The sequence below is a fragment of the Rhodococcus sp. NPDC006774 genome (assembly GCF_040636045.1).
GTDB lineage: Bacteria > Actinomycetota > Actinomycetes > Mycobacteriales > Mycobacteriaceae > Rhodococcoides.
Map to the genome: position 1 here is coordinate 22,364 of NZ_JBEYIW010000028.1, position 19,308 is coordinate 41,671.

Sequence of the window (19,308 nt, forward strand, 5' to 3'; positions counted from 1 at the left end):
GTGCGGCCGGCGAGCACGACGAAGCCCCGACCCGATACGCGGGCCGGGGCTGGTGTCACACAGCGATGCTGGTCAGCCGTACTCGGCGACCAGGCGATCGAATTCTTCGCGGTCGATGACCTGGGGCTCGTTGATGGCCAGAGCCTGCGCGTACTTGCTCGCCAGGTGGTAGTCGCGACCGAGTGGTCCGTGCTCGGCATCGTCCTCGTCCGATTGGATGCTCGCACCCGGCGGCACCTCGTTCTGCAGGCCGTTGGTCTTGCTGCCGAGCAGAGCGTCGAGTTTCGCGGAAATCTTCTGCATGGTCTCTAGGTCGTCGGTCATGGAAGCGGTGTACCCGAATCGCTCGAATCGACACCGCCGCGCGATCGGGGAACTGCGTGAGGATTATCTGTCGGCGCCCGGGGGCATGATGATGGGATGGCCAGGCACAGTACGGGCACCGAGACAGCGAGCGAGCTGTCGGTGATGGAGAAGTTGTCGCGGCCGACCCGTGAATGGTTCACCGGCGCTTTTCCTGCTCCCACGTCCGCGCAGTTGGGCGCATGGTCGTCGATCTCGAGTGGTTCGCACACCCTGGTGGTTGCTCCGACGGGCTCGGGCAAGACGCTTTCGGCGTTCCTCTGGGCCTTGGACGAGCTGGCGCAACTGGGTGCGGACAGCACCCGCAAGACCAAGGTCCTCTACATCTCGCCGCTCAAGGCCCTCGCCGTCGACGTCGAGCGCAACCTGCGCGCGCCGCTGGTCGGCATCACCCAGACCGCCAAGCGACTCGGCCTGAACCCGCCGGAGATCTCGGTCGGCGTGCGATCCGGCGACACCAGCGCCGCCGACCGCAGGAACATGATCAAGACGCCGCCGGACATTCTGATCACCACCCCGGAATCGCTGTTCCTCATGCTCACCTCCGCCGCGCGAGACATCCTCGCCGAGGTCGACACCGTGATCGTCGACGAGGTGCACGCCGTCGCAGGCACCAAACGTGGCGCGCACCTCGCGGTGTCTCTCGAGCGACTCGACGCGATGCTGGACAAGCCCGCGCAACGCATCGGCCTGTCCGCGACGGTGCGACCCCACGAAGAAGTGGGCCGGTTCCTCGCCGGTGCTGCTCCCATCGAGATCGTCGCTCCACCCGCCCCGAAGACCTTCGACCTGACGGTTCAGGTGCCCGTGGAGGACATGACCGAACTGGGCGTCACCGACCCGAATGCGGACACCTCCGCCGCTCCCCCGGCTCAGGGATCGATCTGGCCGCACGTCGAGGAGAAGATGGTCGATCTCATCCTCGAGCACAAATCGTGCATCGTCTTCGCCAACTCGCGACGGCTCGCGGAACGACTCACCGCGCGGCTCAACGAGGTGTATGCCGAACGGATCGGCGACGGCGTGGAGACACAGCACAAACCGCCCTCGCAGGTCGGCACCCCCAACGACGTGAACCACGGTGCCGATCCGTTGTTGGCCCGAGCCCACCACGGCAGTGTCAGCAAGGATCAGCGCGCGCTGATCGAAGACGATCTCAAGACCGGCAGGCTGCGCTGCGTCGTCGCCACCAGCAGCCTCGAACTCGGAATCGACATGGGCGCAGTCGATCTGGTGGTCCAGGTCGAAGCGCCGCCCTCGGTGGCGAGCGGGTTGCAACGCGTCGGACGCGCGGGTCACCAGGTCGGCGAGATCTCCAAGGGTGTGCTGTTCCCCAAGCACCGCACCGATCTGATCCATTGCGCCGTCACCGTCGAACGCATGACGTCGGGCAAGATCGAGGCGTTGTTCGTTCCCGCCAACCCACTCGACGTGCTGGCACAGCAGACCGTGGCGGCCTGCGCTCTCGAACCGATCGACGCCGAGGACTGGTTCGATTCGGTCCGTCGCACAGGCAGTTTCGCCACCCTGCCCAGATCTGCCTACGAGTCGACTCTCGACCTGCTCTCTGGCCGCTACCCCTCGGACGAGTTCGCCGAACTACGGCCACGGCTCGTATGGGACCGCGACGCCAACACTCTCACCGGCCGCCCCGGGTCGCAGCGACTGGCAGTCACCTCCGGTGGCACCATCCCGGACCGCGGCCTGTTCACCGTGTACATGGTGGGCGAAAAGCAGTCCAGGGTAGGCGAACTCGACGAGGAGATGGTCTACGAATCGCGAGTCGGTGACGTGTTCGCCCTCGGTGCCACCAGCTGGCGCATCGAGGAGATCACCCACGATCGGGTGCTCGTCAGCCCGGCGTACGGCCAACCCGGTCGACTCCCCTTCTGGCACGGCGACGGCCTGGGTCGGCCCGCCGAGCTGGGCCAGGCCCTGGGTGAGTTCCTGCGTAGCACCACCGATCGCAGCAACTTGGCCGAGCGACTGAGCTCCGACGGTCTCGACGCCAACGCGGTCAACAACCTCATTGCGTTGCTCGACGAGCAACTCGAGGCCACCGGCCAACTCCCCACCGACAAGACGATGATCGTCGAGCGGTTCCGCGACGAACTGGGCGACTGGCGGCTGGTCCTGCATTCCACCTACGGTCAGCAGGTGCACGCGCCGTGGGCGCTCGCAGTCGGCGCGAGGCTGATCGAGCGATACGGCATCGACGCCGCCCCCACCGCGTCCGACGACGGCATCATCGTTCGGCTTCCCGACACCGACGACCAGCCACCGGGCGCAGAACTGTTCGTGTTCGAGCGCGACGAGATCGCCGACATCGTCACCGAGCAGGTCGGCGGATCGGCTCTGTTCGCATCGAGATTCCGCGAATGTGCCGCTCGCGCACTGCTTCTCCCCCGCCGAAATCCGGGCAAGCGTGCGCCACTGTGGCAGCAGCGCCAGCGTTCGGCTCAGCTGCTCGACGTCGCACGCAAGTACCCGACGTTCCCGATCCTGCTCGAGACCGTTCGCGAGTGCCTCCAGGACGTCTACGACCTACCCGCCCTCGAGGACATCCTGGCCAGAATCGGCCGACGCCAGATCAGAATCGTCGACGTCGAGACGCCGTCGCCGTCGCCGTTCGCCAACTCGCTGCTGTTCAACTACGTCGGCGCATTCATGTACGAGGGCGACAGCCCGTTGGCCGAACGCCGTGCCGCCGCACTGTCACTCGACTCGGCGCTCCTCGCCGAGCTGCTCGGACGCGTCGAACTGCGAGAGCTCCTCGACGACAGCGTCATCACCACCACCGAACTCGAACTGCAGCGCCTCCCCGAGGACCGCCACGCCAAGGACATCGAAGGCGTCGCGGACCTGCTGCGGCTGCTCGGTCCGCTGACCGTCGAGGAAGTCGGCCTTCGAACCGACGGCGACGAGTACCCGCAGTGGCTCGCCGAGCTCGCCGATGCCAAGCGGGCGATGGAGGTCTCGTTCGCCGGCAAGAACTGGTGGACGGCGATCGAGGACGCTGCTCGGCTGCGCGACGCATTGGGCGTCCCTCTTCCCATCGGAACTCCGGCTGCCTTCATCGAACCCGTCGACGATCCGCTGGTCGACCTGATCAGCAGGTACGCCCGGACCCACGGACCGTTCACCCTCGACGACGCCGCAGCGCGCTTCGGGGTCGGTACCGCCGTGGTACGCGACGTTCTGCGCAGACTCGCCGTCGACAAGCGCGTTGTCGAGGGCGAATTCCGGCCCGGTGCCACAGGCAGCGAATGGTGCGAGGCCGAGGTCCTCCGGCGTTTGCGGCGGCGGTCGCTCGCTGCGGCCCGGCAGGAAGTCGAACCCGTCTCCACCGCCACCCTCGGCCGCTTCCTGCCGGCGTGGCAGCACGTGGACAGCCGACGCCTGAGCGGAATCGACGGCGTCGCGACCGTCATCGAACAGCTTGCCGGCGTTCCTGTTCCGGCATCGGCCTGGGAATCTCTCGTGCTCTCGTCGCGGGTGACGGACTACAGCCCGGCGATGCTCGACGAGCTCACCTCCACCGGCGAGGTGTTGTGGGCGGGGCACGGCGCGATCTCGTCGAAGGACGGCTGGGTGAGCCTGCACATGGCCGATACCGCTCCGCTGACTCTCGTGGCCGCGGCCGAATCCGACCTGTCGGAGTTGCAGATTCGCATTCAGGACGCTGTCGCGGGCGGCGGCGCGTACTTCTTCCGCCAACTCTCCGACACCGTCGGCAGTACCGACGACACCGCACTGCAGGCTGCTCTGTGGGAGCTGGTGTGGGCGGGCCGTCTGAGCAACGACACGTTCGCCCCGCTGCGCGCCCTGTTGAACTCCACGACCACCCGCTCGGCCCCGAGTCACCGAGCACCACGTCGCACACCGCGGTTGCGCTCGTACCGGCAGTTCGAGCGCCCCGCTCTTCCGACTCGCACTGGTCCACCGACTGCGGGTGGACGGTGGTCGAGGTTGCCCGAGCTCGAGCCCGACCTGACCGTCCGCGCCCATGCGACCGCCGACGTGCTGCTCGAACGCTACGGCGTGGTGACCCGCGGTTCGGTGATGAACGAGGGCGTGCCCGGCGGATTCGCCACGATGTACAAGGTGCTCACCGGATTCGAGGATTCCGGTCGCTGCCGTCGCGGCTACTTCGTCGATTCCCTCGGTGGGGCGCAGTTCTCCACCTCCGACGTGGTGGACCGGTTGCGCAGCTACGACGAACCGAAGAAGAACGCCACCGCCGTCGTGCTCGCGTCCTGCGATCCGGCCAACCCCTACGGCGGAGCACTGCCCTGGCCGAAAGCCGGCAGCGGCGAGGCCGGGGTCGGGGAGAAGCCGGACGAGACGACGAAGCATCGGCCGGGTCGCAAGGCCGGTGCACTGGTCGTCCTCGTCCGCGGCGAATTGACGATGTTCGTCGAACGTGGCGGGAAGTCGGTGCTGACGTTCGGTGAGAACACCGAGGACATCGGCGCTGCAGCAACCGCATTGGCCGCCACCGTTCGCCGTGGCGGAGTCGACAAGCTACTCGTCGAGCGGATCAACGGCCACGACATTCACGGCACCGACTTCGCCAAGACCTTGACCGAAGCAGGTTTCTCGGCCACCCCGCGCGGCCTTCGCCTGCGTCGCTGAATTACCCACGACCTGCGAGACCACCAGAGAGGACACCGACAACGATGCCCGAGGGCGATACCGTCTGGCGCGCCGCCAACACCCTGCGCGCAGCACTCGAGGGCAGGCAGCTCACCACCTGCGACATTCGCGTACCCCGTTACGCCACAGTCGACTTCACCGGAGAGACCGTCGATTCCGTCGCCTCACGCGGTAAGCATCTGCTGATTCGAGTCGGCGGCCACGTCATTCATTCGCATCTGAAGATGGAGGGCACCTGGCACGTCTATGCACCCGGTGCGAGGTGGCGTCGCCCGGCCTTCCAGGCGCGGATCATCTTGAACACCGCCGACGCGCAGGCGATCGGTTTCGAGCTCGGAGTCCTCGACATCGTCGAGGACGAGGACGAGGTCGTCGGCTATCTCGGACCGGATCTGCTGGGTCCCGACTGGGACCCGAAAGCCGCCCTGACCAATCTGGAGTCGGATCCGGCTCGTCCCGTCGGACTCGCTCTACTCGATCAGCGCAACATCGCCGGGCTCGGCAACGTCTATCGCAACGAGATCTGCTTTCTCCGTGGCATCGACCCGCGCACGCCGGTCGCCGAAGCCGGTGACCTGAAGAAGACGATCGACCTGTCCTATCGATTGATCATGGCCAACAAGGATCGCAACCAACGCGTCACTACCGGGGATCGGCGCCCGGGCCGACACTTCTGGGTGTACGGGCGCGAGAACAAGCCGTGCCGACGGTGCGGAACAACCATCGAATTCGGGCTCATCGGTGACAACCCACTCGAGGAACGGCAGATCTACCACTGCCCGCACTGTCAGAACTGAGATCTGGCGAGATCGTCCGGTCCATGGTGTCCTTTTCGACGAACCCTGTTCGTCCTTCGTGTGTAGGTCGACGAACGGCGCCGACCACGACGATTCGAAGGAGCCTCCATGACCACGTACGCAGCCATCGTCTACACCCACGACGCCGACTGGACCTCGCCCGAAGTTGCGGACGAGATGGCCGAATACGGTGCATTCAGTGCCGCGGCAGGATCCGCGATCACCGGCGGAGCGGTCCTCCACCCCACCTCGACCGCCACCACGGTGCGCGTGTCGGGAGGGAAGGGAGGTGACGTCCTGACAACGGACGGTCCCTTCGCCGAGGCCACAGAGGTGCTTGCGGGGTTCTTCCTCCTCGAGGCGCAGGACCTCGACGCCGCGATCGCACTGGCCGCACAGATCCCAGCGGCGTGGAACGGAGCAATCGAAGTCCGGCCGGTCATTCCGATGACTCGATGAATACGCCGGCCGAGCACCTGTCGGCCGTGGTCCGTGACGAGGGTCGCCGGGTCCTGGCGACCCTCGTTCGCACTACCGGCAGTTTTGCCGTCGCCGAGGACGCAGTCTCCGAGGCTGTGGTGACCGCACTTGCTCACTGGCCCAGATCGGGTGTGCCCGACAATCCGCGTGCCTGGCTCACGACCGTGGCTCGCAACAAGGCGCTCGACATCATCAGACGAGAGGCCGGGCGCTCCGCGAAGGAACGAGAGGCGGCCGAGCTCGCCCTGCTGAATCGGAATTGGAACGAGGGTGATGAGTCCGCGATCGCCGACGATCTGTTGCGGTTGGTCTTCATCTGCTGCCACCCGGCGCTCTCCGTCGAGGCGCAGGTGGCGCTGAGTCTGCGCACCCTCTGCGGGCTGGCCACTGCCGATGTTGCTCATCTGATGCTCGTGCCGGAGGCAACCATGGCCAAACGGCTCACACGCGCGAAGAAGAAAATCGCCGCAGCCAACATTGCGTACCGAGTACCGGAGTCGGCGGAGTTACCGCAACGACTCGACGCAAACTCGCGTCGTCTTCCCACCCTGCTCGGCGACGACACGAAGAACTCTGAAAGCTCCCTGTCAGGTGCGACCAAGGCTGTTCACAGCTTCGCCGATCACCATGGATCGCATGCTGACACTTGCGATGTTCACCCTGCTGATCATGGCCGTTTCCGGCGCGATGGCGGCGCGAGCACCCCGGACGCTGGTTCGATTGCGCTAGATCGTGCGAACGGGTTCGAGGATTTCCTGGCGAGCCTCGGGAGCGACGACTCGTAGGGCGTCCGCCGATGCGTCGTCGGGCTGACGCTGCGACTCGATCTCGGCCTCCACTCGGGCGCGGTACGTCTCGACCTCACGGTCGACCGTGGCCTCGTCCCAACCCAGGACCGGTGCGATCAACGCCGCAACCTGACCCGCGCAGTTCATTCCGCGATGCGAGTACTCGATCGAGATTCGGGTGCGACGCGAGAGCACGTCCTCCAGATGCAGTGCGCCTTCCGCTGCCGCGGCGTACACCACCTCCACCTGAAGGTATGCCGGCGCATCGGTGAGTGGTTGCAGCAGTTCGGGTTTGCCGTCCGCCATCGCCAACACCTCGTCGATCAGCGAGCCGTATCGGTCCAGCAGGTGCGTCACCCGATGTGGATGCAAGTTGTACATTTCGCCCAGATGCGGTGCCTGATTGACCAGGGCGAAGTAACCGTCGGCACCGACGAGGGGCACCTTCTCGGTGATCGAGGACGCCACTCGCACCGGGATGTCCTCGGCCGCCAGATCGACTGCGTCCTCGGCCATCACGCGGTAGGTCGTGTACTTGCCGCCCGCGATCGCAACGAGTCCGGGTGCAACCCGGGCAACCGCGTGTTCCCGGGACAGCTTGGAGGTTTCGTCGCTCTCACCGGCGAGCAGTGGCCGCAAGCCCGCGTAGACACCGTCGATGTCCTCGTGGGTGAGTGGCGTGACGAGCACCGAGTTGACCTCGCCCAGGATGTAGTCGATGTCGGCCTTGGTGGCGGCCGGGTGTGCCAGATCGAGGTTCCAGTCGGTGTCGGTGGTACCGATGATCCAGTGCGCACCCCACGGAATGATGAACAGCACCGACTTCTCGGTGCGCAGAATGATCGCGGCCTCGCTGACGATTCGATCGCGCGGCACCACGATGTGCACGCCCTTCGAGGCGCGTACCCGGAACCGTCCGCGCATGTTGGACAGCGACTGGATCTCGTCGGTCCAGACGCCGGTGGCATTGATCACCACGTGTGCACGCACCTCGGTGGTGGCACCGGTCTCCGAATCACGCACGCGCACACCGGATACCCGGTCGGCCTCACGCAGGAAACCGACGACCTGCGTGGAGGTTCGCACCACTGCGCCGTAATGAGCGGCCGTCCTGGCGACGGTCATGGTGTGCCGGGCGTCGTCCACGACCGTGTCGTAGTACCGAATCCCGCCGATCAGCGACTTGCGTTTGATACCGGGCGACATGCGCAGCGCACCGGATCGAGTCAGGTGCTTCTGCTGCGGCACCGATTTGGCCCCACCCATACGGTCGTACAGAAAGATACCCGCGGCGATGTACGGGCGCTCCCACAGGCGATGGGTGAGCGGAAACAGAAACTTCAGCGGCTTGACCAAGTGCGGTGCGAGCGTGGACAGGGAGAGTTCGCGTTCGTGCAGGGCCTCACGGACCAGCCCGAACTCGAGCTGCTCGAGGTATCGAAGCCCGCCGTGGAACATCTTGGACGAGCGAGACGACGTTCCCGACGCGTAATCTCGCGCCTCGACCAGGGCCACCTTCAGTCCCCGCGTCGCCGCGTCGAGTGCGGCTCCGGAGCCGACGACGCCACCGCCGATCACCACCACGTCGAACTGCTCGGTTCCGAGCTGGTCCCACGCCTCCACCCGCTGGTCGGGTCCGAGGAACTTCGTATTCGATCGGTTGCTCATCTCGAACGCTCCCTCTCCATCGAAAATCCCCGCATTGCTTGCAAGTCAGGCTACCGCCCCAGGTCCTTCGAGCGCAGAACCTGCCGTGGTGGGGGCACTCGGGTCAGGTCGCTCGGGTCGACGCCGAGTGCGCGGCACCCAATCGCCGCACTGCTTCTGCCAGCGCGGTCGGGGTCGATCCGGCGAAACTCAACCGGAGCGAGTGCCGGTACTGCGCACCCGAAGCGAACGCCGTGCCCGGCACGAAGGCAACTCCGTGATCGAGAGCCGCGTCGAGCAACTCGCCGGTGTCGGTTCCGTCCAGGAAGGTGGCCCAGGCGAACATCCCACCCGCAGGGCGCGAGACGCTGAGGCGATCACCGAACTCGGCGACGAGAGCAGAAGTCAATGCCGTTGCACGGCAGGCGTACTCGCGCCGCAGAACGTCCAGATGCGCATCGAGCCACGAAGTGTCGGCGAGCATCTCCGCTGCCATCGACTGCGTCATCGAGGATCCACACAGATCTGCGCCCTGCTTGAGCAGCTCCACCGCCCCACAGACGCTGGGCGGGGCGACGAACCAGCCGACACGAAGCGTCGGAGCCAGGATCTTCGACGCACTCGAGAGTCGAATGACGCGGTCGCTGAGACACGCGATCGGCGGCGGAGCGCCGACTCCGAATTCCGTTGTGTCGAAATATATCTCACCGTACGGGTCGTCCTCGATCACCCAGAATCCGTAGCGATCCGCGAGCGCCGCGAGGTGGCGTCGACGCTGCTCGCTCATCGTGACTCCGCGAGGATTGTGAAAGTTGGCGACGGTATGGACCACCGCGGGACGCAGTCCCGCGGTCAGTCTGCGTTCGAGTTCGTCGGTATCCATTCCGGTATCGGTGATGGGGATGGACTCGATACTTGCCTCGGCGATCGAGAAGACCTGCAGCGCACCGGTATACGCGGGTTCGTCGACCACGACGACAGCACCCGGGTCGATCAGGGCCTGCGCGAGCAACGTCAGGGCCTGTTGCGAACCGTGTGTCACGATGACGGACTCGACCGGAACGGACACTCCCCCGCGCACGAGCGATTCCCTGGCCGCAATGACGCCACGCAGAGTGCGGTGGCCGGATGTCTCGCAGTACTGCACCGCGTCGGGGCGGCGAAGCACAGCCTCCGCTGCTGCGGCGATGCGGTCGACCGGGATCAGGTCGGTGGCCGGTAGACCACCGGCGAGGCTGATCACATCGTCGCGTGCAGTGAGAGCGAGAAGATCACGGATGGCCGAGCTGGTGAGTGATTCGGTACGTCTGGCCAGGCCGGCGGAACGGTACGTAGTGGACATGAGAGGAACTCCGGGGCAGCAGGAATGGGAGAACGGCCCGCGGATCCGCTGAGTCGAAGAAGGAGCGGACGGGTGTGTCCGCTCCTTCCGACTGTCTCACGTGCTACCGAAATATGAAACGCAGCTCTCACATTGTGAGATCAGTCCAGATCGTCGTGCGCCATCAGCTGACGCGCGGCCTCGATGACCGAACCGGACAGCGACGGGTACACCGAGAACGTGTTGGCCAGGTCGTTGACCGAGAGGTTGTTCTGCACGGCCATCGCGATCGGCAGAATCAGCTCCGACGCACTCGGGGCGACCACGACACCACCGATGACGACGCCGGTGGCCGGGCGGCAGAAGATCTTCACGAAACCACGCTTGAGTCCGCTCATCTTCGCTCGCGGATTTGTGGTCAGCGGCAGCATCACCACGCGCGCCGGCACTTCACCGGCGTCGATCTTGGACTGCGCGACGCCGACCGACGCGATCTCGGGCCGAGTGAACACCGCCGAGGCCACGGTCTTGAGCTTGATCGGGCTGACGGCCTGTCCCAGTGCGTGATACATCGCAATGCGTCCCTGCATCGCCGCGACCGAGGCCAGCGGCAGCAGACCGGTGCAGTCACCGGCTGCATAGATGCCCGCGACGGCAGTACGCGAGACGCGATCCACCCGCAGGTACCCGCCCTTGTCGAGTTCGATGCCGACGTTCTCGAGTCCCAGACCGGAGGTGTTAGGCACCGATCCGACGGTCATCAGCGCGTGACTGCCCTCGACGGTGCGGCCGTCCGAGAGCGTCACGAGAACACCGTTGTCGGTGCGGACCACGGAATCGGCGCGGGCGTGCTTGACGAGGGTGACGCCACGTTCGTTGAACGCGTCCTCGAGCACCAGCGCGGCATCCTCGTCCTCGTGCGGAAGGACGCGGTCGCGGCTCGAGACCGCGGTGACCTTGACGCCCATCTCGGTGTAGGCGGAGACGAACTCGGCACCGGTCACACCAGATCCGACGACCACCAGGTGCTCGGGGAGGGCCTCGAGGTCGTAGAGCTGACGCCAGTTGAGGATTCGTTCGCCGTCGGGTTCGGCTCCCTTGACCACGCGGGGGCGGGCTCCGGTCGCGATGAGCACCACATCGGCGTCGAGGATGCGCTCTTCGCCGTCGGCGAGCACTGCCTTGATCTGGTGCGAGGCCATCCCGACATGGGTGTCGATCATCTCGGCGCGTCCGGCCAGCAGTTGCACGCCGACGGAGGTGACGCGGTGGGCGATGTCGGAGGACTGCGCCTGCGCGAGGCTCTTCACGCGGTCGTGAATCTTCGGCAACGCGACGGCGGCCTGCGATGGATCGAGCGAAATGCCCAGGTCGCTGGCTCGACGCATCTCGGTGCGAATGCCGGTCGAGGCGATGAACGTCTTCGACGGCACGCAGTCCCAGAGAACGCAGGCACCGCCGATACCGTCGGAATCGACGAGCGTCACCTCTCCGCCGTGCTGTGCGGCAACCAACGCTGCTTCGTACCCTGCCGGACCACCACCGATGATCACAATCCGGGTCATTGATCCTCTTCTCGCATGCTCGAAATCTCTCGTCGTGTCGCGTCAACGGTATTCCAGAGGCTGCCCTCCCGCGTCTTCAGGGCTGGCCTGCCTCGCCCCGCAGGAGGGCGGACCTGGGGCGACGCACCGAAACACGACCACGAGGCGTCAGTGGGTACCGATACGGTTTAGGCTGGCCGACGTGCCAATTTATGCCGCCTACGGATCCAACATGCATCCGGAGCAGATGTTGCAGCGATGCCCTCACTCGCCCCTGTCGGGAACCGGGTGGCTGCACGGATGGCGGTTGACCTTCGGCGGTGGCGACATCGGTTGGGAAGGCGCACTGGCCACGGTCGTGGAGGATCCCGACTCCCAGGTCTTCGTCGTGCTCTACGACGTATCCGAGGAGGACGAGGAGAGCCTGGATCGCTGGGAGGGCTCGGAACTCGGTATTCACCGGAAGATCCGGCTGCGCATCGAGACCGGCCGGGAGCCGGTGCTCGCCTGGATGTACGTACTCGACGCCTACGAGGGCGGCCTGCCGTCGGCGCGCTACCTCGGCGTCATGGCAGAGGCAGCCGAAATTGCCGGTGCCCCAGCCGAATACGTGCGAGACCTACGAACCCGCAACAGCCGCAACGTCGGTCCCGGTACAGCCTCGTAGCTCGAGCGACGGGTCAGAAGTAGTTCTTCATGACCGATGCCACCCACGTCGGTTCCTTCACGTCTTCACGCTCGGGAACCATCGACTGCAGGAACGGCTTGACATCGAACACCGGTGTGCCGTCGATCGCGTCGAGACCTCGGACTCGGATGCGAAGTCCGTCCACGTCGACGATCTCGCACCGCGACACCCCGAGATGATTGGGCCGGTCCTTGACCCGTTGAGCGAGGACGCCCACCCGAGGAAGCGTCGTGTCACCGCGGGGGTGCCGCGAGCCGGTCGTCGTCGCGGCCGGATCGCACAGGTGGAAGCCGTAGACCACTTCGAGGTGGGAGAACTCGGCGAGACCGAGGGTCGCGTCGGCGTCGAGGACAGTGTCGTGGAGTTCGATGACGGACTCGATCGATCCCCAGTCGTCGTCCACCACCTCGGCGCGATCGGATCTGACGACCCCGATCGGCGACACTTCGAATGCCATCTCGTTCCCTGTCCCTAGGTCGGATCCAGCGCGATTCCGGTCATCACCTTCACGCCCACGGCCAGTGCTCGTTCGTCGAGATCGAACGTGGGTTGGTGGATGTCGAGTTGCGGTCCGGTGCCCGGCCACACACCGAGTCGAGCCATCGCGCCCGGTACTCGTTCGAGGTACCACGAGAAATCCTCGCCACCGCCGGACTGCGCGGTGTCGGCCAACGCGTCGGGTCCGACCCGGCCGATCGCCTTCTCGAACGTGTGCGTGGAGGCCGCATCGTTCACCACGGGAGGCACGCCGCGACGGTAATGCAACTCGAACTGCACCCCGGTGGGTGCCAGCAAGCCGGTGACGATCTCGCGGACCAAAGGTTCGAGCAATGCCCAGGTCTCGTGGTCGCCGGTGCGGACGGTACCGGTCAGCATGCCGGTCTGCGGTATGGCATTGGGGGCCTGGCCCGCGACCACCGCTCCCCACACCATGACCGTGCTGGTCCGCGGGTCGATTCGCCTGCTCAACATCCCGGGCAGACCGGTGATGACGGTGCCCAGTGCGTAGATGAGATCGGTGGTCAGGTGCGGCCGAGAGGTGTGTCCGCCGGGTGAATCCAGCCGAAGCTCGACGGTATCGGCCGCAGAGGTGATCGCACCGAGGCGCAGACCGACCTGCCCCACCTCGAGCCGCGGATCACAGTGCAGCGCAAAGATTTTCGTGACGCCGTCGAGCGCGCCCGCGGCCACCGCGTCGAGGGCACCGCCAGGCATGACCTCCTCGGCGGGCTGAAAGATCAGGCGCACCCCGTACTGCAGGTCCGGCAATGACGCCAGCGCCAGCCCGGTCGCGAGCAGCACCGTGGTGTGCGCGTCGTGCCCACAGGCGTGCGACACCCCAGGCACGGTCGACGAGTACACCGCGCCGGTGTTCTCCTGCAGGGGCAGGGCGTCCATGTCCGCCCGCAACGCCACCCGGGGACCGTCGGGTCCGATGTCGCAGATCAACCCCGTTCCGCCGGGGAGCGGCTTGGGCGACAGACCCGCTGCTTCGAGATGCTCCATGACGAACGCAGTGGTGGCGAATTCGCGTCGAGCGAGTTCCGGATTGGCGTGAATGTGCCGACGCCACTGAGACAGATCGGAAGTATGCGCGTTGATCCACCGATCGATCGCGTCTTCGCGGGTACTCACGACTGCGCCGCCGAGCGAGCGATCACGCCGTCGAGCAGGCGGGCGCGAGTACCGGGATCGGCTGCGGCACGCGCGGCAGTTCTGGCGAGACCGAGAGCTCCGTCGAGCAACGCTCGATCGGCCGACTCGGTGACACACGCCGCGGCGAACTCCGGCTGATGCGTCACCGCCCCTCCTGCATCGAGTCCGACGACGGGATGAATACCGGGTAGAACATTCGTCACGTTTCCCATGTCTGTGCTGCCCAACGGGCGAAATCCTTCCAAATCCGGAGCCAGGGGCGACCGGCCCAACGCTTCGATCTCCTGCCGAAAAGCTGCGACCAGCCACGAATCGGGTGTCAACGCCGCGTAGGTGGGCGACACCGTGCGGATCTCGTGAGTGCACCCCGTGGCGATCGCTCCTGCCTCGAAACACGCGTACGTCTTCGCCGTCAGAGCGTGCAGCGATTCGGTGGTGTTCGCGCGCAGGTAGTAGAGCAACTCGGCGTGGCCGGGCACGATGTTCGGTGCCACACCCCCGTCGCTGACGATGCCGTGCAACTGCTGACCCGGCGAGAGGTGCTGCCGCAGCAGCCCGAGTGCCACCTGACTGATGGTCACCGCATCGCCCGCGTTGATTCCCCATTCGGGAGCTGCCGAGGCGTGCGCGGCACGGCCGGTGAACTTCACGGCGATGTCCGCCAGCGCCAGCGAGGTCGCACCCACGATGTCGAATGGGCCGGGATGGACCATCAACGCCGCGCCGACGCCGTCGAACACTCCTCGCTCGAGCATCAACACCTTGCCGCCGCCGGTCTCCTCGGCCGGGGTACCGAGCACTCGCACGGTGATGCCGAGAGCGTCGGCGACCGGCGCGAGCGCGAGCGCAGCACCCACAGCCGAGGCCGCGATGATGTTGTGCCCGCACGCATGACCGATCTCGGGCAGAGCGTCGTACTCCGCGCAGATACCGATCACCAGATCGCCGCTGCCGAACGACGCGGTGAACGCGGTGTCCATACCTGCGACGGCCGTCTCGACCTCGAAATCGTGGACTCGGAGCGTGTCGAGGATCTTGGCGACGCTGCGATGCTCGGCGAACGCCAGCTCCGGTTCCGCGTGGATCGAGTGCGAGAGCGCGACCACTTCGTCGGTGGCGGTGGCCAGGGCGCGATCCATCGCCTCGCCCACGGCAGCACTGTTCGATTCGTCGATCACGAGAGACAGTGTGTCACTAGCGCGACCGAGTGTCGGAACAGCTGTGCTTCAGTCGTGGGTGAAGTCGGTCCTGCTACTTCCCGAAGCTGAAGTTGCTGTCGTCGGTCGCGGTGTTCAGCGCGGCGAGCAGATCCACGTGCATACGACTCTTGATCCCGGCCAGGTTCGCACCTCGGGTGCTCGTCAACGCCGCCGCCTTGGCGACCGCGTCGAACACCAGCGACTCCTCCGCTGCCGTTGCCTCGACGATTCCGGCGGCCACGGCGTCGGCACCGCCGTAACGGCGACCGGTCGTCATGGCCTCGACGGCGGTCTGCTTGGGCAGCCGGGAGTTGATCAGAGCAGACATTCCGACGGTGAACGGCATGTTCAGGTTCACCTCGGGCAGGCAGTAGAAGCCGCGATCGACGCGCTGGATGCGGAAGTCGTGCGAGGTGGCGAACATCGCGCCCGCGCCGAATGCGTGCCCCTGCACCGCGGCGACGGTGGCCATCGGAAACGCCAGGAGCCGGGTGTAGAGAGTGTGGACGCGGTCGAGATACCAGGTGATCTTGTCCAGGTTGGCGAACAGCCAGTCGGTGTCGAGGCCGTTGCTGTAGAACTTGCCCGCCGACGTGGTGACCAGCGCGGCCGGACCGGTCGAGGCCTCGACCTCGTCGAGCAACGCATGGGTGGCGTCGATCCAGTCCGGATGGAACCGATTCTCGGGATTGTCCGCCCCGTTCTGGGCACCGAGGAACAGGATGTGGACGTCGCCGTCGCGTTCGAGATAAGGCATGCAGCGGATACTACCCAACGGTAACTTCCGCCGGTCGCACATCCGTGGCGTCGATCTCCTACTGTTGTTCATCGTGGCAACAACCGACGCACATGCGACCGACCCCGTGACCGATCCCGAGGGTGCTGCGCGCACCGCCGCCGACGCACTCGCCGCGGCAACCGGGGTCGACACCCACACCGTGGCTATCGTTCTCGGTTCTGGATGGCAGGCGGCAGCCGACGTCTTCGGCTCCCCCACCGCAACCGTGCGCATGGCCGACCTGCCCGGTTTCGCGCCACCGTCGGCGTCGGGCCACTCCGGCACCATCACCTCGGTGGACGTCGGCGGCACCCACACCCTGCTGCTGCAGGGACGCACGCATGCCTACGAGGGGCACGACCTGCGACGCGTCGTGCATCCCGTGCGTACCGCGATCGCGGCAGGTGCCACGACCGTCGTGCTCACCAACGCTGCAGGCGGTATCCGAGACGGCATGAGCGTCGGACAGCCCGTGCTGATCTCGGACCACCTCAACCTGACGGCTCGCTCGCCCCTCGTCGGGGCCGAGTTCGTCGATCTGGTCGACGCGTACTCCCCCGAACTCCGGGCCCTCGCGGCCGAGATCGATCCGTCGCTCGAGGACGGCGTCTATGCAGGCCTGCCCGGTCCGCACTACGAGACGCCCGCCGAGATCAGGATGCTGCGCACGCTCGGCGCAGACCTCGTGGGTATGTCGACGGTGCACGAGACGATTGCCGCACGAGCGAAAGGCGCACGCGTCCTGGGCATCTCGCTGGTGACCAATCTCGCGGCCGGCATGACCGGAGAGCACCTGAACCACACCGAAGTACTCGCTGCAGGCAAGGAGTCCGCTGCCCGCATGGGATCGCTCCTGCACGAATTGGTCTCCCGCCTGTGACCGAGGATCTCACCGAGCGAGTACAACGATGGATCGCAGGCGATCCCGACCCCGCTGCTCGCGAGGAACTCGACGGTCTGCCCGATGCCGAACTCGCCGACAGGTTCAGCGGTCCCCTGACGTTCGGTACCGCAGGTCTTCGTGGCCCGGTGCGCGCGGGACCCAACGGAATGAACGTGGCGGTGGTGACGAAGACCTCGGCCGGCATCGCGGCCTGGTTGATCGAGAACGGTCTGGGCGGGTCCACGGTCGTGGTCGGTCGCGACGCCAGGAACGGCTCCGAACAGTTCGCATTCGCGGCCGCCGAAACCTTCTCCGCCAAGGGCTTTTCCGTGGTGATGCTGCCTCGGCCGCTGCCGACCCCCGTCGTCGCCTTCGCGGTACGGGCACTCGATGCCGAGCTCGGCGTGCAGATCACCGCGTCGCACAATCCCGCCGCGGACAACGGGTACAAGGTGTATCTCCGCGGCGGCTCGCAACTGATCCCGCCGAGCGACGCCCAGATCGAAGCGCTCATCGCGGCCACTCCCGACGCGATCGAGGTTCCGCGCGCGATCGTCCAGCCCGGCGGCTCCGACATCGCGGCTCGATACCTCGATTCAGTTGTTGCACTGCCACATTCGACGCGTCGAGACATCCGAATCGCACTCACCCCACTGCACGGCGTCGGCGGTGAGCTCGCGATGGCAGCACTACGCGGTGCGGGGTTCCGCGATATCCAGGTGGTCGAGGAGCAGTTCGAGCCCGATCCAGCGTTTCCGACCGTCACGTTTCCCAACCCCGAGGAGCCCGGAGCTGCCGACGCCGTGCTCGCGTTGGCGGCGGACATCGACGCCGATATCGCGATCGCCCTCGACCCCGATGCCGATCGCTGTGCGGTCGGGGTGCCTACGGACAGCGGGTGGCGCATGCTGACCGGCGACGAGACCGGGGCCCTGCTCGCGAACCATCTCCTCGCCGATGCGCCCGCCGACTCACTGGTGGCCAACACGATTGTCTCGTCGCAACTGCTCTCGGCGCTCGCTCCGGCGCGCGGCGCGCGCTATGCCCGCACCCTGACCGGATTCAAATGGCTCGTCCGCGCAGGCGAGGGCCTCGTGTACGCCTACGAGGAGGCCATCGGGCACTGCGTCGATCCGAACGTGGTGCGCGACAAGGACGGTATCTCGGCCGCGGTGGTGCTCGCAGATCTGGCCGCCGACCTGAAGCAGGATCGTCGCACCCTGCTCGACGTGCTCGACGACCTCGCGGTCGAGTTCGGGGTTCACCTGGGTGCGCAGGTCTCGCGGCGGGTCGACGACCTCGCCGAGATCGGGAACATGATGCACCGGTTGCGCAGCGCACCGCCGACGGAACTGGCCGGTCGGGCCGTCACCGTGCTCGACTACGCCCAGCGCGACGACGAATTACGCACCGATGCAGTCGAGATCAGCGGATCGGGCCTGCGGGTGATCGTGCGGCCCTCCGGCACCGAACCCAAACTCAAGGCCTACCTCGAAGTGGTCGAGCCGGTCGACGGCCCCGAGGACCTGCCGAGAGCGCGGGCGGCAGCAGCCGAGGTTCTGGCCGAACTGACCGACTTCGCCCAGCACCTCTAGGCGTCGACGACCGGAACCTCAGAACAGCGCCGACTGCACCGCGGGTAGATCGGACGTGAAGGCCCCGAGTTCGATTCGCCGACCCTTCAATGCCGCAAGATCCACGACGTAGGTCTCGTCGTCGACGGTCGCGATCACCGCCTGCCCGACGCATGTCCTGATCTCGAGTCCGTGCGAGCCGGTTGCGACATCGGCGGGGTAGGCGACGCGGCTGACGTTCTCGCTCAACGCCTCCCGGCCTGCGGGCGGAGCCCATGGTTCGTCGATCGGGGTGCATCCGGCAATGCCTGCCTCGGTCAGCATCTCGCGGACCTGCTGGGCCCGGGCAGCGGTGGCGGCATCGAGCCTGTCCACGTCGATCGGCAGACACAGCGAGGCGGCTTTCGCCGCGGACCTCACCGCCTGCCGTAGCCCCATCGATTCGGTCACGAGATCCTCGGCAACCCGGACGGCCTTTCCGTCGTCGGCATGGGCGACGTACTGCGCGCAGATGGCACCTTGCTCGGCGAGCCGGCCCCATTTTCGCGTGTCCGCCGCCGTCCCGATCTTGAAGGTGCCGTTGGCGAACGCCGCCAGATACAGCCAATGCGGTTGCATGACATGCTTTTCCAGATCACGCGAGACGAATCCGCTGCGATGCACGGTGTGCACGAATCGAAAGCTGTCCTTGTCGGCGCACGTCGCGCACTGCCCCGACGCGACGGCCCGCTCCCGGCCGGGGCACGGCACGTAGCGCGGCGGGCCGTCGGCCCGAAATGCCATGCGCCCGGTGCAGTACCGATCGGTCGACGCACCCGGCGCGCGGAAGCCGAGCCTGCAGCCGACCAGTTCGTGGAACTCGATCTGCTCGGTGTCGACGTCGAGCACCCGCAATCTCGGGCGCGGTGCAGGTGCTGCCTCCGAGGGCCAGGAG

The 19,308-nt window shown here is 66.4% G+C and carries 16 protein-coding genes; 7 read left to right on the forward strand and 9 right to left on the reverse strand.

Annotated elements, in window-relative coordinates:
- Positions 1 to 72: 72 nt before the first annotated feature.
- A complete protein-coding gene (locus ABZ677_RS25465; protein WP_037188110.1) occupies positions 73 to 324 on the reverse strand; it encodes a hypothetical protein in 252 nt (83 codons plus the stop codon).
- Between the two features lie 144 nt (positions 325 to 468).
- Between ABZ677_RS25465 and ABZ677_RS25470 the strand changes: the two genes are divergently transcribed.
- From ABZ677_RS25470 to ABZ677_RS25485, 4 genes are all read left to right on the forward strand, one after another.
- Complete coding sequence (locus tag ABZ677_RS25470; RefSeq protein WP_358374496.1) at positions 469 to 4,998, forward strand: ATP-dependent helicase; 4,530 nt, start codon at positions 469 to 471, stop codon at positions 4,996 to 4,998.
- A gap of 44 nt (positions 4,999 to 5,042) precedes the next feature.
- A complete protein-coding gene (locus tag ABZ677_RS25475; protein ID WP_037188112.1) occupies positions 5,043 to 5,816 on the forward strand; it encodes a DNA-formamidopyrimidine glycosylase family protein in 774 nt (257 codons plus the stop codon).
- 108 nt (positions 5,817 to 5,924) lie between these two features.
- Entirely contained in the window at positions 5,925 to 6,275 is a 351-nt protein-coding gene (locus tag ABZ677_RS25480; RefSeq protein ID WP_037188115.1) for a YciI family protein, read from the forward strand.
- Positions 6,272 to 7,081 carry a sigma-70 family RNA polymerase sigma factor gene (locus ABZ677_RS25485; protein WP_358374456.1) on the forward strand — a complete coding sequence of 270 codons (810 nt, stop codon included), beginning with the start codon at positions 6,272 to 6,274 and terminating at the stop codon, positions 7,079 to 7,081. Before ABZ677_RS25480 ends, ABZ677_RS25485 begins: the two co-directional genes overlap by 4 nt.
- Here the strand turns inward: ABZ677_RS25485 and glpD are convergent.
- From glpD to ABZ677_RS25500, 3 genes are all read right to left on the reverse strand, one after another.
- A complete protein-coding gene (gene glpD / locus ABZ677_RS25490) occupies positions 7,022 to 8,752 on the reverse strand; it encodes a glycerol-3-phosphate dehydrogenase (protein WP_037188117.1) in 1,731 nt (576 codons plus the stop codon). The two genes, ABZ677_RS25485 and glpD, sit on opposite strands and share 60 nt — an antisense overlap.
- A 103-nt stretch (positions 8,753 to 8,855) precedes the next feature.
- Positions 8,856 to 10,073 (reverse strand): PLP-dependent aminotransferase family protein, encoded by a 1,218-nt coding sequence (locus tag ABZ677_RS25495; protein WP_358374459.1) that lies wholly within the window; start codon positions 10,071 to 10,073, stop codon positions 8,856 to 8,858.
- A gap of 140 nt (positions 10,074 to 10,213) precedes the next feature.
- Complete coding sequence (locus ABZ677_RS25500) at positions 10,214 to 11,617, reverse strand: NAD(P)H-quinone dehydrogenase (protein WP_037188122.1); 1,404 nt, start codon at positions 11,615 to 11,617, stop codon at positions 10,214 to 10,216.
- A gap of 181 nt (positions 11,618 to 11,798) precedes the next feature.
- On the opposite strand from ABZ677_RS25500, the gene ABZ677_RS25505 reads away from it, so the two are divergent.
- A complete protein-coding gene (locus ABZ677_RS25505; protein WP_037188123.1) occupies positions 11,799 to 12,263 on the forward strand; it encodes a gamma-glutamylcyclotransferase in 465 nt (154 codons plus the stop codon).
- Between the two features lie 13 nt (positions 12,264 to 12,276).
- On the opposite strand, the gene ABZ677_RS25510 is transcribed toward ABZ677_RS25505, so the two are convergent.
- The 4 genes from ABZ677_RS25510 to ABZ677_RS25525 form a co-directional block, all read right to left on the reverse strand.
- Positions 12,277 to 12,741 carry an SAM-dependent methyltransferase gene (locus ABZ677_RS25510; protein ID WP_358374463.1) on the reverse strand — a complete coding sequence of 155 codons (465 nt, stop codon included), beginning with the start codon at positions 12,739 to 12,741 and terminating at the stop codon, positions 12,277 to 12,279.
- A 14-nt stretch (positions 12,742 to 12,755) separates the two neighbouring features.
- Positions 12,756 to 13,919: a M20 family metallopeptidase gene (locus ABZ677_RS25515; protein ID WP_094633755.1), complete on the reverse strand. Its 1,164-nt coding sequence runs from the start codon at positions 13,917 to 13,919 to the stop codon at positions 12,756 to 12,758.
- Complete coding sequence (locus ABZ677_RS25520; RefSeq protein WP_358374499.1) at positions 13,916 to 15,079, reverse strand: M20 family metallopeptidase; 1,164 nt, start codon at positions 15,077 to 15,079, stop codon at positions 13,916 to 13,918. The genes ABZ677_RS25515 and ABZ677_RS25520 overlap by 4 nt, the downstream gene beginning before the upstream one ends.
- Positions 15,080 to 15,191: 112 nt before the next feature.
- Positions 15,192 to 15,896, reverse strand: a complete 705-nt coding sequence (locus ABZ677_RS25525) for an enoyl-CoA hydratase/isomerase family protein (protein ID WP_358374467.1) — start codon at positions 15,894 to 15,896, stop codon at positions 15,192 to 15,194.
- A gap of 73 nt (positions 15,897 to 15,969) precedes the next feature.
- On the opposite strand from ABZ677_RS25525, the gene ABZ677_RS25530 reads away from it, so the two are divergent.
- Together ABZ677_RS25530 and ABZ677_RS25535 are read left to right on the forward strand one after the other, a co-directional pair.
- Positions 15,970 to 16,797: a purine-nucleoside phosphorylase gene (locus tag ABZ677_RS25530; protein WP_358374470.1), complete on the forward strand. Its 828-nt coding sequence runs from the start codon at positions 15,970 to 15,972 to the stop codon at positions 16,795 to 16,797.
- Positions 16,794 to 18,395 carry a phospho-sugar mutase gene (locus tag ABZ677_RS25535; RefSeq protein WP_358374472.1) on the forward strand — a complete coding sequence of 534 codons (1,602 nt, stop codon included), beginning with the start codon at positions 16,794 to 16,796 and terminating at the stop codon, positions 18,393 to 18,395. Before ABZ677_RS25530 ends, ABZ677_RS25535 begins: the two co-directional genes overlap by 4 nt.
- A gap of 18 nt (positions 18,396 to 18,413) precedes the next feature.
- Here the strand turns inward: ABZ677_RS25535 and ABZ677_RS25540 are convergent, their stop codons facing one another.
- Entirely contained in the window at positions 18,414 to 19,262 is an 849-nt protein-coding gene (locus ABZ677_RS25540) for a DUF2797 domain-containing protein (protein ID WP_358374475.1), read from the reverse strand.
- Positions 19,263 to 19,308 lie beyond the last annotated feature (46 nt).